Genomic DNA, 16,113 nt, shown 5'->3' with positions numbered 1-16,113 from the left:
CTTTGCTTTTATTCGGTTTTAGTCAGCTTTTCACGCTCTTTGCCAGTCGCTCCGGCTCCGGTCTTGCTGTCATTGCCGACGGCCACTACCGCTTTAAATTCGGCTTGGGTATGCGCTTTTTCTATCAAGCCGGTAACTTCAGTTGCTTTCGGTATTTTTTTCGCAGCCGTTTTAATCTGCCACTCATCGGCAGGCTTGCCATTAATGGTTACAAAGTTTTTAGCCAGTTGCGGACGTTCGCGCAGCAGGGCCGCAGCTCTCTTATCTGTCAGATTATTGTTGGTGTAAATCTCTCCGGAGCCAAATAAAGACACCTGGTAACCCTTTTTTAAAACATATTTCTTTTCTGCCATGGGCGTAAAACTTTTAGGATTGTTTAAAATTTTCATGAGCTTATAAAATGCCTTTTCGTGGCATGGGCCGCATCCCTCCTGGTAGTGCTCACCGTAAACCTTGTAATATGCGGCTCGTAATATTTTTAACCCTTCAGGCTTTTTCGTTGCAATCAGCAGCCTGTTATCGTCCACACGCTGTAAACAGGTTAAAATCTCATCGGATATCATAAGAATTTGATGTTTAAGGGCAGATGAAACATCTGCCCTTTTGCCCATATATTTAGCTATGAGGGATCTACCTGAATCAATGCTTCAAGCATTTCCTTAGTTTCGGCATATGAGTATGCCGGTGTTTGTTCGTCATTTAACGCAGCAACAGTTACCGGCAGGTGAGCTTCTCGCGCAGTCTCTTCCTGACCAAAGCTTAACACATACGCGCCGTCTGTATCGTTGTTGTTATTGTCCTTTTCGTTTGTAAGGATAATCAAACCCAAATCAAGGCCGTAACCTTCAAATATTGCATCGCCCGCCTGGTGATTATTCTCTAATACGATAAAGAATTTACCGTACCCGGCTGATTCAAGCTCCTTTTTAATGGCCGAATTATTATCGGTTACAGGCAAGCCTACCACTTGTTCGTAAACGTTTTTGTACTTTTTACGAACAAGCTTGCTGGATGAGGTAATACCGTTTGCCGGCGACTCCCACCGGTAGCCTTTTTTTTCGCTCTTTAGCGTTATGCTGCGAACGATTTGTGGATTAGCATTATCGCGCACCAGTACATCTATATCATCCTGGTTAAAGATGTAGGCATAGTCTTTTGTGTTACCCACAAGCGGGGTAGCGCAATTAAATTTTCTGTTGGCAGTTATTTTACCGCAGGTACTCATATAATTTCCTCCTTTTAATAGGCTGCCATCAGGCGCCAGTTTTCAACTATTTTAACATCCAGTTTGTAGCCACCTTTGATGTTTGACGTTTCTGACATTTTATCGTAGAATACATCAAAATCCTTCAGACTTTCTTTGCCCACTATGTCTACCTGCATGTTGTTTTTATTTATGGCCAGCGCACGGTGGGGCAGGTTAAGGGTTACGCCGTTATCCTGATCGGCCTGAATGGTGCGGTCCCAGATATCATAAATGAACACCTTTTTGCCCAGTACCATCAGCGTCTCAATGCCGCTTTCTTCGCGGTTGTAAACTACTTCCAGTTTGTCGTTATTCAGTCGCTCGCGGATGTATTGGTCTGCCAGCGAACGGGTTGACAGTATCTCAAAGTTTGCGTCGCCGCGAAAGCGGCTGTCGGCTTTAAATACAAGGTCCTGGTATATTTTAGTAGCTACCCTGTTCTGCGTATCCTCTTCGGTAAACACCTGGTAAGCATAACCTTTAGCGGTTGCGGTAACAGGTGGCGTACCAGCCGTTCCGGCGGCGCCCGTGTCAGTAAACGTGGGGTTGGTTGATGTTTGGTAAGCGCTTTGGCTGTTTGATGCCGTGCCGCGATAAATACGGTAACCGGTTGCCCCTTCAACAGGCTGCCATGTTAATACAACACTGCTGGACGAACCGCTGGTTGTTACCGAAACTTCCTGGCCAGGCAACGATACGTTTGAACTTACAACCGCAACAACTTTGTAATAGTAAGTACCCGCAGCCAATGTACCGCCGGACGCGTTGCCTTGTATAATTACCTCCTCCGGCGCCAGCATGGTACCCGCGTTACGTGCAACCGGCACCCGCTGTTTAGGGTTTGCGGCCACAATGGCAAAAGCCTGTTTCCAAAAACCATCAAGCTGCGTGTAATCGGTAAGGTCGGTACCGTTTTTAAATACACCGCCATCGCTAACTTCGTCGGCTGCTGTATCTGCAAAATATGCTATGCGCAATAAATCCTCGGCGGCGGCCTGGGCAACCTCGTCTACCAGCCACATCGAGAATATTTCGGTAGTGGTGAGGTCGGGGTATTCCCTGGTTTTACGTTTGTAGTAAACCATAAAGGTATTATCAAACTGTGTATGGCATTCAGATAGCCATATCTTCATTTGAACCGGGTCCCAAAACTTCTCTGAGAGTGGAATGCTTTTGGTAACCTTGCCCAGCCCGCAACCGGGATCTTTTTTGGTTATTTTACTGAGGTGGCCAAATATTGCTATTTGTGTTTTGGCTACTATGTCCTCAACAATAAGGTGGTTTTGATCAATAACCGGATTTTCATAAAGCTGCTCAAAAATAGCTTCAGCAAAATCTCTTACTTCGTCGCCGTTAAAGGCTAAATCTTCTGCGTTAATTAGTGACATTATTTAGTTTCTCCTTTCGCTTTTTTTTCCGGACGTACAAATCTTGAGTTACCGCTTTGCTGAGCACTGCGAAACTTGCCGGGGTTATTGCCGCCGTTTTGTGGTATGTAATTGCCCTTCATGGCTGCAAGCCGGGTGCTAAATTTTGCCAGGGCATTAACCGCTTCGGTATTTTCATTTTTTAGGGCAGCGTTTTTTGCCTCTAAAGCTTTAACCCGTGCCTTAAGTGCGGCTACATCGGCTTTATCGTCGCTTTTTTCTTCGTCCTTCACTTCGGTTATGGCGCCCGCTGCTATGGTTAGTACCGTACCGTCTTCCAGTACAAGGTCGCCATCAGCGGCTGGTGTGGTCAGTTCCTCGTCAGTGAATACCGCGGTACCTACAGCCAGGTCACCGTCATAATAAATTTTTGTTCCATCCTCCAGCGTCGCTTCGGCGGCTTGTGCTCCGGCCAACGCCATCAAGGCTTTCGTCGCCTTTGCGACAAGGGTTTTTACTTTTGACATATTTGTTAATTTTGGTTTTGTGCTTTGTTGTGGTTTGTAGATGTATGCAACCGCTTTACCGGGCTGCACTATCTCGGTTATAAAGCCTAATGCCAGTGCTTCGTCTGAACTTAAAAAGGTTTCGCGGTCCATCTTTGCACGGATGTCGTTTACCGGCGCTCCGGTAGCCTTTATGTACAGGGCAAGCAGTTTATCATCGGCTTCCCTTATAAAGTCTGCTATCCCGGCATAGGCATCAGCGGTGTACTCCTTCATTGCCGATGGATCATACCAGGCATTGTGTATCATAAACTCGGCGTTCTCGTTCATTCGGCGTGTAGTTCCGGCCAGCGCAACCACGGTAGCTATAGATCCGCACAGGCCTTCGATAACGGTGGTGATTTTTTTACCGGAATTTATCAACGCATCGTAAATGGCAAATCCCTCGTTTACATCTCCGCCCCGCGAGTGGATGTGTACGATAAATTCGTCGGCACCCGGGTTTGCATTGATCACGTCGATTACATTTTTCAGACATACTATGCCGTTGTCCGTACACGCGCTCGCCGGGTAATTGAAGATATCGCCGTAAATAAATATGTGTGCCTGCTTGCTCATTTGAATAATTCCTGCTGTTTGAACTATTCAAAATTGCTAATTATTTTAGCATATTGTGTCCGCTATATCGCGGAAAGGGCGTTTTTAAAGCTTAAAGCAGGTTTTTATTTTTTTTTAATAAAAATAAAGACCTGCCCTATTGGGGGAGATTTAGAGAGGCCGATGCCGGTTTTATGGTATACTCTGTTTGTCAGCCTCGACACTCTCTTTTATCCCTATCTTTAAACTAAAATTCATATATATACAAATCGTCATTGCGAGGCACGAAGCGATCTCTTTTCGGCAAAGCATATGTTTTAGCTTTTATTAACACAGGGCCTCCTTTTAGAAGACCCTGTAAAACAGCTGAATTTTTGATTTTTGATGTTTGACTTTTGAATTCGCTTTTCAGCGAAGCCTTACCTCACGCTCGTCTTCCTCATCAGCTTCATCGCCTTATAAACAGTAGTTTTTTTTATACCGAACTGCTCTTCAGCATCGGTTACCGCCTGGGTGCGCGACTGGCCGCATTTTATCCGGCTATCCACAAAAAGGTAAAGGTCTTTATACAACACAAAAGTGGGGCTGATAACGCCGCCCTTGCAAAGTTCTTTCAGGAAACCGAGCTTCTCCATTTCCAGCAAAGTGTCAATCACCTTCATATTAGTATACCACCCTTTCTTCTGTTTTAGCTACTAAGTTTTGCTTGGTGGTCACGTCAACCACGTCTACATACACCTGCGGAAAGTTGCGCACAAGTGCCTGCCCCACTACATCACCCATGGCCTGGTAATCAATGCTTGGGGTTTGAAAGTTAGCCGAGTACCCCCCGTCGAACACACCGCCGGCGGCCAGCGCGGCAACCGGAGCCGATGTTCTGATGAGCGGCCGGCCGCCGCCTGCCACGTTAATAGCGTTAAGTTCGCGGGTAAACATAGCCGATGAGCGGGCGTTGATTACCGTTTCGCCGTTACTGAGGCGGGCATTTATACTGTCGGACGTGCCGCTGCCGGGGCCGGTAACCATGCTGCCCCCACCGTCTGACCAGAACACACCGCCCCGGTTAAACTTTTGCGCTTTTACCGCTGCAATAGCCTTGGCCGCCCGGATACCTGCCGCAACAGCCTTGGCTATAGAAATTATGGTACCAAACGGCCCCATTGTTGAGTGGCTTGAAAAAATTCCGGATATTTCCTTTTGCGTATTAACTACTATATTGGCCACTGTAGCCACCTGTTGCGCACGGAAAGCCGCCTTGTACAATCCTGACTGCTTGCCGAGTATTTGCCCGAGACTATCAACCGCATCGCCCGATTCTTTTAAAAAGTTGTCGCGTAGGGCTTTTTCGGCTGCGGCTTTATCTTCCTCAAGCTGGATAGTTTTTTGCTTATAATCAGCCTTTATGGCAAGTATAGCTTCTTCCTTATTATTGGCTGCATCAATGGCCTGTTGCATTTCCTCATCAAGCACATCCTGTTTTGCCTTAAACTTATCGTCGAGGTTGGCATTAGGATCTTTTTCTACGTCTTCGGCTGTCTTTTTTAAGTTATCAAGTTCTTCCTTATTCTTTGCAGCCTTATAAGCGTCTTTATTTTCTTGAGCCAGGTCACGGTACTTTTGCTCAATTTTGTCCTTTTCCTGCTTACTTAAATCTAACTTTGCAAGTTCTTTTTGCCTCTGGGTATCTAAAATCTGCTCGCGTAGTTTATTTTCTTCATCTGCGTTCGCTTTTATTGTCGATAATTTCTTTTGAAATGTTTCGATTTCTCTATCCCTTTGCTCATTAGCTTCATCCAGCGCCCTTTGGTCATTTTCTTTTTTAATTTTAGCTTCGAGCGCATCCACATCAAACTTCCTTTGCTCAGCTATTTGCTTTAATTGATCTTTATTGCCCCTGGCACGCTTTTCAAGATCATCATACTTCCTTTTAATACTTTCAGCTTCCTGCTCATTGGCCGACCTTGTTTTTTGAAGTTGCTCAAGCTTATTCTTCTCAAGCTCTTCGTCCAGTTTTTTGGCATCTTCATTTGATTTCTTTCCTGTTTCAACTTTTTTAGCGGCAGCATCTTTATCAATTTGATTGATGGACAATTGGAAGCCTGCACGCTGATTACGCAAATCCGCTATCGCTTGCTCGGTATCCTTTTTAACTGCTTTCGCATCAGCCGCCACCTTCTCCGGATCGAAAACGAAACTTGCCAAATAATCGCTTAATTCCCCGGCGTAATTGGTTTTTCCCTTACCCAAAAGTTCCATAACCTTATCTGCTGTTTTAAGCAAAATCATCATCGGCAGGTTAAGGAAAGTGATTATCCCTGATAGAATCTCTTTGTTACGCGCCGAAGTTTTTATCTGGGCTTCATCTATTTTACCCTGCGACCGCAATTGATTTTCGTAGGCAGTAATGGCAGCTTCTGTTTGCTTCACCTTCATACCTAATATATCCCTTTCGGATTTCCCCTGCAGCTTTAAAACATTTTCCTGGTTGCCAATGTGATTTAACTTTTCCTTTTCGGCCTCTGTGTTTTGCCGCGCTGTTTCGAGTAGCTTTTTTTGGCCGCTAGTGACACCAGATACCGCCTCCTTTATCTCATCCCAATAAGCGGCTAACGTACCTATGGCTATCAGAAAGAGGCCTACACCGGTGCTGGCCAACGCCAACTTGAACGCCCTAATTACACCAACAGAAGTGCCTACAACAGCATTATAAGCTGTTTGCAGGGCAATTTGAGTTTTGAGCCTTAGCTGCTCCGCCAGTTCAACTGCAGCCAATACACCCTTTGCTACGGTTTTTGCCTGCGTGGCAACTGTTGTCACCGCCATAGCTTTGGCTACCAGGGCTTCCACTTTAGCCTGGTCGGCACCTAATGTTATGGCTATGGATGATATGGCCGTGCCCGCCTCCATTATGCTGTTCAGATCCTCAAAAAACTTTTTCTTATTATTATCCGGAACCTGGTCACCGAAGGCGTCAATTTCACCCTTAGCTTCAGCAGCTTTTGTTTTTAGTGCTCCTAAAGCCGCATTATAAGTCTCAACATCCTTTACTTTAGCTGTAAGACGAGAGTTATTTAACCCTTCCATAGCCGTATCAATAGCTTTTACCGACAGCGGAATGTTGTCTAAATTTTCAAGTAATTGTTTAGCCTCAGCTACGGTATAGGCTATGTCCTTCCCGTTTTTAACACTTACATCTATCAATATTTTCTTTGTAATATCTGCCATGTTTATATTCTTATCAGTTGAACTTTGGTTAATTGCCCGTCGATGTAGTTGCTTATTTTATTGACGTAGAAGTAGCGGGAATACTTCCTGATAAACACAGGTATCAGGTGGTCAAATTCCTCTATATCAAGGTTATTTAATTTAAGTGTGGTGTTTATTACCTGCGCGTGATGTAACGCAACGCTAAGCTGTTTGTACTTGTCGGTTAATAGACTTTTAAAATCAAGATTGCGAAGACCGTCCAAGTAAAAATAAGTTAAAGGCACATCAATTTGGCCGAGGGTAACAATACCGTTCGGCGGGTCAAAAAATCGTATCGGCGCGCTTATCATGTCTTTTCTATAAATGCGTAATAACCGCGGCTGCGTTTTTACCCGATATTCCGGCTTGATATTACCATTGTCATCCGTATTTGTCGGGTCAATTTTATTTATCGACGCGATGGCAAGTCCATTGAGCTTTGCGGCTGTCATAGTGGTTGCCGCAAATGGCAGCGTTACAATATCCTTATTGTTTTCCAGCGTTTCATCCTGGATAGTCAGCGTGCCTTGCCCGGACTCAACAGGCACGTTTTCATCTTCTTTATACTTGAAGTGGTTATTTTTAGCATAAGAAGAGAAGGTAAAAGTCAACTCGTCAGTCTCCCCCGTCACTTTATCCGACCAATCCTTTGCCCGTGGTATATTGGCCTCCAGTTCATCAAAAGAGTTCAGGTGTATAACTTTGTTGACTGTGTCGGAATTGGCAAGCAGACAATACCGGTGCATCCAGGATTTAAAAAAATCCTTAACGCTTATATCAGGCAACGACTTGGCGATAGAAATTTCGGAGCGATACAAGGCATCGCCTATCTCAAGCGTAAATTGGCTATCATCTGAGGGCACTATGAGAACGAAACTGCCCCCCATCGGAGAACCCTTTTCACGCCAGCCCCATACCTCCACCTTTGTATCGGCGGGAAAAAACATAAAGTCGCTTTCGATTGATATTTCGTTCGTATCAGGCCATTTCACTTTTACCGTTTCGCTGGCAAAAAACTTAGGTACCTGGAAAGTCCCCCCGATAAACTCGTAGGTTATTACTTCGCCATTCATACGCAAGCCCAACTTAAAGTCCTTTTCACTTGGGCTCGAACTTGCTATACGCAGCTTAATTTTAAACTTGGCAGTCGCGCTTTTCTCAAATACATACCAGTTGTTGGCATTGTCCCAATGCCCGCCTTCATTGTTTACCGGATTTTCAGTTTCATCAACCAGCGTCACCTTAAAATATTCACCATGTTCAGCTCTTTGCAGGCTAAGTACTTTTGCTGTAAAATCAAACTTTGAATTGTCTGGCTGCTTTAACCCATCCGGCAGGGGTATAATCTCCGCCAGGTAATCAGGGTCATTGAATATCCTGCCAGCCTTGGTAAAGCCGGCACGTGATATAATAGCGTCAATAATAGTACTGCAAAAAATAGCCGGCCGCATATGCTGATAGTCTACATCCATGCTGTTATCCGGCAAAAGCCCGTAATCAACTATTGGGTAAATAAAACCGGTAGTATTGCCCATGGCCATGGTTATGGTGTGTCCATTCCACACATGATCTGTACCCGGCAGTTCCAGCTCGTTAATGTTCCCTTCAAGCAAATCAAAAAACTCCACGTTGCCTGATAGTACTTTGCACTCAATAAATTCATTAACGGCCTCAATAGTGGCAAAGCCCTTGGGTATAAGCTCTACACCGTCTTCAACATACTTAGCCGGCAGCAGCTTGTATTCATTCTTTTCAGAGAGGTTTATGTCGCCGGGCAAGCCTAACACATTCAGGTTATGCAGTGTTTTGGGCAGCTTAAACTGGTTGGTGGTATCGCCTTTTACCTTTTCTATCGAGCCAACATCATTTATTTGCCGGGTAATGGCTATCACTGTTTTATCGCTAACGTCCATCAGCGTATCGTTTATATACAGTTGTCCCATAGTTATTAAATGGTTTGAATGTTTAATACCGGCAGCATGATGCTTAATTCAATATCGGCTACGTTATGTTTGGTCTCGTAATCAAACGAGCCGCTGTCAACCTGTACCGTCATCCATTTTACGGGGCCTTGGCCGGTTAGCAGCAATACCTTGGGGCTGTACATAATGCCTTTAAGGGCCTCAATTTCGCTTATCAGTACACTGTTGGCACCCAGCGTAATTTTAGTGCGCGCTGTTTTGCTAACAGTTTCGGTAAGCACGTCGGCACGCTCATAATCTTCAATATACTTATCAAAGGTTTTAACATCACTTATGCCAATATCCACTTTCTGCGAACTGTCAAACAGCCAGTAATCCCAGCCGCCAAGCGTGTTGAGCCAGCACAGGTAAACCGGGTTTTTGCGGCAACTGCCATCTACCAAAAACTCCTTTGTTTCGGTAACTATGTGTTCTGCCGCACCTTCCTTGTAACTTATATGGAACCTGCCATAGCTGCCCGTGGCCTCCAGCGTATCAACCCTTACGCGGTGTATGCCCGTGCCGGCTGCAAGCGTGGTAACACTGGGCTGTGCGGTGGTGTTGTACAATAAAACATCATCATAATACAGCGCCTCGCTGTTTTCATTTACAAGCAGCGTGTTGTAAGGCAGTACCTGCTTGTTTACATTGTAAACGCGTTGTACCTTTTTTAAAGCCTTATCGGCCAGTTGTTCGGCATATATAAACGAAAAATCAAATGGGTAGCCTGCAAAAAGCGTTGGCCTGGTAAACAGCGTTAAAAACTTTGCTTTGGCGTTACCCGGCGGGTAGGCTAAAAACGGCACGTACCGGGCCATGTTGCCGCCGTAAACATCCTGCAGCTGTTTAGCGGCGTTGGTACAATAAAAGGTTTCGGCCAGGGGTGTGTAAGCCGGCGCATGGTCATCCCATACTTCGCGGTATTTCACCGTGTAGGACACCGCCGCGTTAACATCGCGCATATTGGGCGTGTTATACAAAAACGAGTTTTTTGTTGCCAGAAAGGTTTTAAGCCGGCTTTGCAGCTGGCAAACAATTAACCCGGTGTTATCATTGCTAAACACGCCGGTAAACTGTTTAGCCTGCAGGCCGGCGCTAACAACCAGCTCCAGGCGGTAGTTAGGTTTTTCGGCATTGGCTATAACGTAGCCGGTGCCGCTATCGGCAATATACGGGGCATCAATTACAACCGCATTGCCGGCAACTGCCTTAACGGTAAAAGTACCTGTATAATTAGTTGCGTAAACGTATATATCACTACCCGGTTGCAACTTTGCAGGTATGGTATCCAGCAGCAACTCAGGGTACTGAACCGAGCTAATGGTTTTAAGCCCGATAGATTGTATCATAAAATCGCGGCGGCGGAACTTAAAGATAACGGGATTAAAAGCCGCGCTCCAGCGCGATACATTGCCTTGTGCTACCTGTACCGCAGGTGTGGCAAGCACAAAACCTGTAAACTGCCCTACCGAAAACTGCTGCTGATCAATTACCCCCCCGGCATCCTTAACATAAGAGGTATATGTACCCGGCGCTAGTGCCGTTAACACATTTGAGCTTTGGTAATGGATATTATTTAACGAATATGTAAATGGGGTATTAAGGCCTGTTGCCGTAATGGTTGCACTGCCATCATGCGTGCCCTCGCCGGTTTCGTTTGTAACTTTGATATCCCTGATAACAAGCGGCCCATCTGCACCCTGAAATATTTTAAAGGGTTTAGTGGCCTGGCGGGCCCCCTGGTCGCGCACGTAAGCTGTATACGAACCCGTGGGCAGGCCGGCAAAAAAATTGGATGATTGCCAGTTTACATTATCTACCGAAAACTCTAAATCCTCTTCTTCACCTTCGGTAAAACCGGTTACTAATATTTCGGCCTGCCCGTCGTTTTCACCGGGGCCGCTGGTATTTATCACCACCACATCGGTTATGGCGAGGTCGCACCCGCCGCCGGGCACAAAACCGCACGAAGCCGAGTTATACTCCACCTCGCTTACAGCAAAAGGCGCTGTGTTTATGGCAGATACGGTAACTTTAGTGGTGCCATGGCAAGCCTGGCGAAGTAAAGCACCCTCGGGCGTAAGCCGGTTATGGCTAACGTAATTTAAATCGATAACCGTACCACCGGGGCCTTCGTAATGATTTAAGATATTATAAGGCGGATTACTCATCTGGTATACCCTCATCTGGTATCCGCTGCACATAAACGTGTCAATTAAAATATAGCTCATGCCTGGAATAATAAAGTGTTAACTTCCTGTAGATATTTGGTTGATAGCTGCCCAACAAAGTGGTTAAGCTTATCATCAGTTATTAAATTTGATAGCTCAAGGCCGTCTTCGGCCGGGGCGGCGGCATAATCGCGCAGCTTGCCGGGTATGCCCTTTGCCTGCTTATCGGCCCCTACCGCTTCTTTAAGGGTATACAAACCTTGTTTTTGTGCGTCTACAGCCGCTATGCCCAGCCCGCTTTTTAACATGGCCGCGTTAACCAGCAATTGCCCGCCCGATGCTGATGTAAGGCGCAGCTCAATAAACTGTCCGCTCCCTTTTAGTTTACTTTGGGCTATAACAGCATCTTTTAACTGGTTAAGATATTGTCTTATCAGGGTGCTGTCGGGCTTAATAGCTTCCATCAGCAGTTGGCCCTCCTGTCAAAAGGGGTTACGGTTACCTCGGCTATTATCCCGGTGAGGTTAATATCAAACAGGTTAATGCACTCGTATATATGGTAATCCCTTACATCCCTGAATTTGCCCGACCGCAGCAGCTTATTCATAAAAGTGTGCGCCCGGGCTTCCATGGCCTGTATCACCGCGGTATGCTGCTCCATGGTCCAGCTCAGGTCGGATTTGTCGCCAAAAAGCAGTTCAATAAAGTAACTGGTTTCGCCAAAGCCCTGCAGCTTGCGCGTGTTACTGCCGCGTACCGGAAAATGCAGGTAACAGGCCGGGTAAACATTGTCGGTATCCTGGTCTTTCAGGTTCTGAAAATCTTTAGGGCCATGGTAAAAGCCCATGCCTTCGGCAGCCGCGATATCTTTTATATCATTAATAAAATACATAGGTATATTGGGTTGGTTAACTATCTTTTACTTTTCATTATGTCGGTATACTTCTCCTGGTACTCGGCCTTGGCTTTATTAAGCAGCAGCTTTACGTACACCTTTTCATAGCGCATCTGGCAAATACTTTCCCACTTCATAATGTCGCCATCGGCCAGCGCGTCAACTGTGTTTAGGGCGCCAAATACGTCAAGGCTCTCTATACCTGCCTGCACCTGTTCGGTTTTTAGCTTGCGGCCAAGGTTGGCTGCTTCGTTATCGATAATCCGGCGTATTTCATCAAAAAAAAACCTGCCACGGGGTAGGCGTATTTTACGGGTAACTGGTGCATCAGCTGCACAAAGTCCTCTACCCTTTCATCCCTGAAGGGTTCGCCGGTAATAATCGGGTAAAAGTATATGGCCAGCGCCTCGGCCATCATCGGCACAATATTTACGTCGCCATCCGGGCCCGGTTCGGCGTTGCGCAGCAGTTCCTCCAGCGCTATTTTTTGGCCGTAAGTTTCTATTTTTAAGTTAACAGGCACTTTATACGCCCTACCGTCAATAGTCACCTTATCAGGTATGGCAAATCCTGATAGGTCGGCAGGTTCGGTAATAAAGGCAAGGCAGTCTTCAAAGTGCTCCCATTCGCTAAGCGCCTTAACCTCGTTAACGGGCAACCCGGTTATGATGGACAGCAGTTCCATTTTGGCACCTTTCCTGTTTCCGTCAAACTGCGACAGCGCTATAGCCTGGCCCAGTGTTATATCAGCCCAGCTTGTGGGCAACTCTGCGCTCCGCTCAGCTATCTTTTTGCCTTTTTTAAACTTAAATGATATGGGTAATTTCATATTTTAGAGTATTTGGGTGCTTTAAAAGTTCCTATTTTTAATTTGTTAAGCGCTACGTAGCGCAAGGGGTCAATCAGGTGGTTAAAGCGGTCTACCGGTTCATTAAGGCTCCTGCCCGATTGGTCTACCCGCCATTTGTAGCTGCTGAGTTCGCGGCGCAGGTTAACGCTGCGGCGCGTAATATTCAGCTTAAACCGCTGCAGTATATCAATGGAATTTTTTACACTGTCGGGGCCTTTTTGCGCTTTTACCACATGCCAGCCCAGCCGCCTTAGCTCCTCAATGGATTTTGGCTCGGCACTGTCGGCCACAATTTCGGTACGGCGGCTTACGCCCAGTTCATCCAGCCGTTTGGCTATATCGGTATTGGTAAGGCCTGTTTCGTAAACCAGCTCATCAAGCCATAGCTCGCCATTTTGCCTGTACACATCAATTAAGCCGGTTTGGTCATTGGTAAAACCAAAGTCGAGGCCCATGGCTACCCTGGCAGCATCGTTTGGTATGGCATCCACCAAAAACCAGTTGTTGAGGATAAGGCCCAGTATTTTCCCGGTCATCCCGCGGGCGTATACCTTCCATAACTCCACATCAACATCGCGCAGCGATTCCACCTTCTGGCGGATGGCGTCGGGTAAAAAAGGGTTGTGCCGATGGTCGGATATAATTAACTCAACATCGTCGCGGCCAATAAGATGATCATGCACCCAAAACTCGGCGTTGGGGTTATAATCAATAAACACCTTGTTGCGCGTGCGCAGGGCCAGTTCGGTGTACACGTTGTGGCTTATACCGTTAGCCTCGTTTATAAACAGGTAATCCCGCTTACCCGATTTAGCGTCCTGCGCACTGTCGTAACTTTTAAACTCGATAACAGAACCGTTGTAAAACTCAAATACCCTATCGGTTTTATTGTACGACTTTACTATGGATAACAATACCGGCGTATCATAGTAAATGGCCAGCGCATCGCGCAGGGCGCCTGCTTTAAGATTAGGTATATCCTGCCCTACAATGGTAATTACCTGCTTTTGATGCTGCGCCGCCAAACAAAACAGCACCTGCAGCACCGCGTACGTTTTGCCAGACGATGTGCCGCCCTGGTTAACCACTACATGCGCGGCCGAATTGTAGTTATGCGTAAATAATACCGAGGTTTTAAACATGCTGTGTAAGCGCTATATCCTTTTCGCTGTTTACCGGCGCGGGGCCGCTGTTAATAATTTCTATTTTCACGGTATGCGATGCAGATGCGGCGCCCGGCGCGTCGGCCGGTGATTTATCGCGCCACTCCCGGGGCTGCCGGTTCTCCAGCCAAAAAACGGCCGCCGACTTATCGGCAGGTACATCCTCTTCTACCTCAACCACCTCCACCCGCTCGGTTTGCTCAACAAACCGGGTAGGCTCGCCATCCTTATCCAGCACGGGCGTTTTGGTAACCAGCTTTACCGGTACCTGCTTTTTTATTTTGTAGCCCTTAGCCTTATCGTACAGCGAGGCCGCTACTACCGAGTCGGCATAATATTTACCTTTTTGCAAGGTATCGGCAAACTCCAGGTGCGTGGCTTTCCAGTTATCAAGGGTATCAATATCTACCTCAAAAAAGTCGGCCAGTTGCGCATCCGTAGCACCTAACAGGCACAGTTTATGCGCCTGTAGCGCATATTCACACATGTAAGTTGCAGGGGTGCCCGCGCTGTTAGCCACAGCCTTTTTATTTTGCTTTGATGCCGGCATGCATAAATAATTTTATGGCGCAGCAATGCGCCGTTATGAAATAATTGTTGGTATTCGGGAAGGAACCGGGAGGGCTTTACAAAGATAAATAATGCTAATTTTTTTAGCTAATATTTAGGGGGATTTATTTTACTAAGATTGTGAGGGTGAAGGTGGTGGGAACAAAGATCATATATAAAAACGGCTCGTGATGTGTAGTTTTCCAATAGTAAAAAGTATTCCATTATACTGGAATAAGATTTTTCTTATTCCAGTATAATGAATTATAATGGAATATGTATATTTATATTCTATTACAATGGAATATGAAAAAAACGTCTAACATTCCCCCTTTGTTGCCACCCAATGTAGACTACTTGAAGCTAATAAGATATTTATCGGAAGCGAATAACGCTTTAGGTGAATTAAAAGGATCTTTGGGATTAATACCTAATCAAAAAATATTGGCAACACCGCTATTAACCAAAGAAGCTGTTGCAAGTTCCAAGATAGAAGGAACGCAGGCAACAATAGAGGAGGTATTCAAGTATCAAGCCGAAGGGAGAAAAAATGAAAGTATTTCTAAAGAAGAAGATATAAGAGAAATTATAAATTATAAGTATGCTATTGAATACGCTACTACTCTTTTAGAAAAAAGACCTCTGGGCGAAAACCTAATAAAGGCATTACATAATATATTATTAAAATCCGTTAGAGGTGAAACCAAAGACAGAGGCAACTTTCGAAGAATACCTGTGCATATCGGTAAACCGGGGTCAACTATTGACAATGCAATATATATACCACCGCCTGTTATGGAATTACCGACATTGATTGGAAATTGGGAAAAATACATTAACTCAGATGAAGAACCTGATTTTTTAGTCCAAGTAGCCGTGTCTCATTATCAATTTGAAGCTATTCACCCTTTCTTAGATGGCAATGGCCGAATTGGAAGACTATTAATTCCAATCATGCTATATCAGAGAAGAGTATTAAATTATCCAATTTTATATATAAGTGAATATTTCGAGAGAAATAAAGAAGAATACTATTATAACCTGCGGTTAGTTGATGAAAAAGAGGATTGGACGAGTTGGATCATCTATTTCCTAAAAGCTATAAAAGTTCAAGCTGAGGATACAAAAAACAAAGTAGATAAAATGCTATCCCTATATAAAGAGAATAAAGACAAAATAGCTACAATGAAATCTGCCTTTGGTATAATGCTTTTGGATATAATTTTTGCTAATCCTGTTGTTTCCTTTCCAATGATCAGAGAGCAATTAAGCTCTAGTAGCAATCAAACTATATTTAATTTGCTTGATAAATTTGTTAATGCGGGAATACTTAAAGAGTTAACTGGCGCAGCAAGAAATAGAATATTTATATTTAAGGATTTAATGGACATAATTAAATAACTCCGAAGCCTATTTACAACAGATAAGCTTAATTTGGCAAAACCATAATTTTTTATAGTTTTCCTTTTTCATCCTCTTCCAATTGCTTCAAAATAGCTTCCACATTTTGCTGGTCTGTTATACCTACTTTGGCGAGTATCTCCTTCATCTTATCAGCGTCT

Annotated in this window: 15 protein-coding genes; 1 reads left to right on the top strand and 14 read right to left on the bottom strand. The window is 45.1% G+C overall.

Translation table 11 applies throughout. The features are described 5' to 3' along the window. Positions 1 to 8: 8 nt before the first annotated feature. The 14 genes from DJ568_RS15510 to DJ568_RS15445 form a co-directional block, all read right to left on the bottom strand. Positions 9 to 563 carry a hypothetical protein gene (locus DJ568_RS15510; RefSeq protein WP_147238780.1) on the bottom strand — a complete coding sequence of 185 codons (555 nt, stop codon included), beginning with the start codon at positions 561 to 563 and terminating at the stop codon, positions 9 to 11. A gap of 56 nt (positions 564 to 619) precedes the next feature. After that, the gene (locus DJ568_RS15505; RefSeq protein WP_114006209.1) at positions 620 to 1,225 is read right to left on the bottom strand and encodes a hypothetical protein; all 606 of its coding nucleotides are present in this window, start codon (positions 1,223 to 1,225) and stop codon (positions 620 to 622) included. A 14-nt stretch (positions 1,226 to 1,239) separates the two neighbouring features. Beyond that, positions 1,240 to 2,634, bottom strand: coding sequence for a fibronectin type III domain-containing protein (locus DJ568_RS15500; RefSeq protein ID WP_114006208.1), 1,395 nt, complete (start codon positions 2,632 to 2,634; stop codon positions 1,240 to 1,242). Then, complete coding sequence (locus DJ568_RS15495) at positions 2,634 to 3,737, bottom strand: Clp protease ClpP (protein WP_114006207.1); 1,104 nt, start codon at positions 3,735 to 3,737, stop codon at positions 2,634 to 2,636. The genes DJ568_RS15500 and DJ568_RS15495 overlap by 1 nt, the downstream gene beginning before the upstream one ends. A gap of 398 nt (positions 3,738 to 4,135) precedes the next feature. Beyond that, positions 4,136 to 4,378, bottom strand: coding sequence for a hypothetical protein (locus DJ568_RS15490; RefSeq protein WP_114006206.1), 243 nt, complete (start codon positions 4,376 to 4,378; stop codon positions 4,136 to 4,138). A gap of 1 nt (position 4,379) precedes the next feature. Next, a complete protein-coding gene (locus tag DJ568_RS15485; protein ID WP_114006205.1) occupies positions 4,380 to 6,941 on the bottom strand; it encodes a hypothetical protein in 2,562 nt (853 codons plus the stop codon). A gap of 2 nt (positions 6,942 to 6,943) precedes the next feature. Next, on the bottom strand, positions 6,944 to 8,905 hold the full coding sequence (locus DJ568_RS15480; protein WP_114006204.1) for a hypothetical protein: 1,962 nt from the start codon (positions 8,903 to 8,905) through the stop codon (positions 6,944 to 6,946). A 5-nt stretch (positions 8,906 to 8,910) separates the two neighbouring features. Next, complete coding sequence (locus tag DJ568_RS15475; protein WP_114006203.1) at positions 8,911 to 11,154, bottom strand: SprB repeat-containing protein; 2,244 nt, start codon at positions 11,152 to 11,154, stop codon at positions 8,911 to 8,913. Continuing rightward, positions 11,151 to 11,558, bottom strand: coding sequence for a hypothetical protein (locus DJ568_RS15470; protein WP_114006202.1), 408 nt, complete (start codon positions 11,556 to 11,558; stop codon positions 11,151 to 11,153). Before DJ568_RS15470 ends, DJ568_RS15475 begins: the two co-directional genes overlap by 4 nt. Next, complete coding sequence (locus DJ568_RS15465) at positions 11,558 to 11,986, bottom strand: hypothetical protein (RefSeq protein WP_114006201.1); 429 nt, start codon at positions 11,984 to 11,986, stop codon at positions 11,558 to 11,560. The genes DJ568_RS15470 and DJ568_RS15465 overlap by 1 nt, the downstream gene beginning before the upstream one ends. Positions 11,987 to 12,006: 20 nt before the next feature. Beyond that, positions 12,007 to 12,201 carry a hypothetical protein gene (locus DJ568_RS15460; protein ID WP_114006200.1) on the bottom strand — a complete coding sequence of 65 codons (195 nt, stop codon included), beginning with the start codon at positions 12,199 to 12,201 and terminating at the stop codon, positions 12,007 to 12,009. 11 nt (positions 12,202 to 12,212) lie between these two features. Next, positions 12,213 to 12,818, bottom strand: coding sequence for a hypothetical protein (locus DJ568_RS15455; protein ID WP_114006199.1), 606 nt, complete (start codon positions 12,816 to 12,818; stop codon positions 12,213 to 12,215). After that, positions 12,815 to 13,981, bottom strand: coding sequence for a PBSX family phage terminase large subunit (locus tag DJ568_RS15450; RefSeq protein WP_114006198.1), 1,167 nt, complete (start codon positions 13,979 to 13,981; stop codon positions 12,815 to 12,817). The genes DJ568_RS15455 and DJ568_RS15450 overlap by 4 nt, the downstream gene beginning before the upstream one ends. Further along, complete coding sequence (locus DJ568_RS15445) at positions 13,974 to 14,552, bottom strand: hypothetical protein (protein ID WP_114006197.1); 579 nt, start codon at positions 14,550 to 14,552, stop codon at positions 13,974 to 13,976. Before DJ568_RS15445 ends, DJ568_RS15450 begins: the two co-directional genes overlap by 8 nt. 305 nt (positions 14,553 to 14,857) lie before the next feature. On the opposite strand from DJ568_RS15445, the gene DJ568_RS15440 reads away from it, so the two are divergent. After that, a complete protein-coding gene (locus DJ568_RS15440; protein WP_158534955.1) occupies positions 14,858 to 15,952 on the top strand; it encodes a Fic family protein in 1,095 nt (364 codons plus the stop codon). Positions 15,953 to 16,113: the final 161 nt, after the last annotated feature.

It is taken from the genome of Mucilaginibacter hurinus, assembly GCF_003324525.1.
Classification (GTDB): Bacteria; Bacteroidota; Bacteroidia; order Sphingobacteriales; family Sphingobacteriaceae; genus Mucilaginibacter; species Mucilaginibacter hurinus.
The sequence above is the reverse complement of the archived record's forward strand: the minus strand, read 5'-3'. Positions and strand labels throughout refer to the sequence as shown.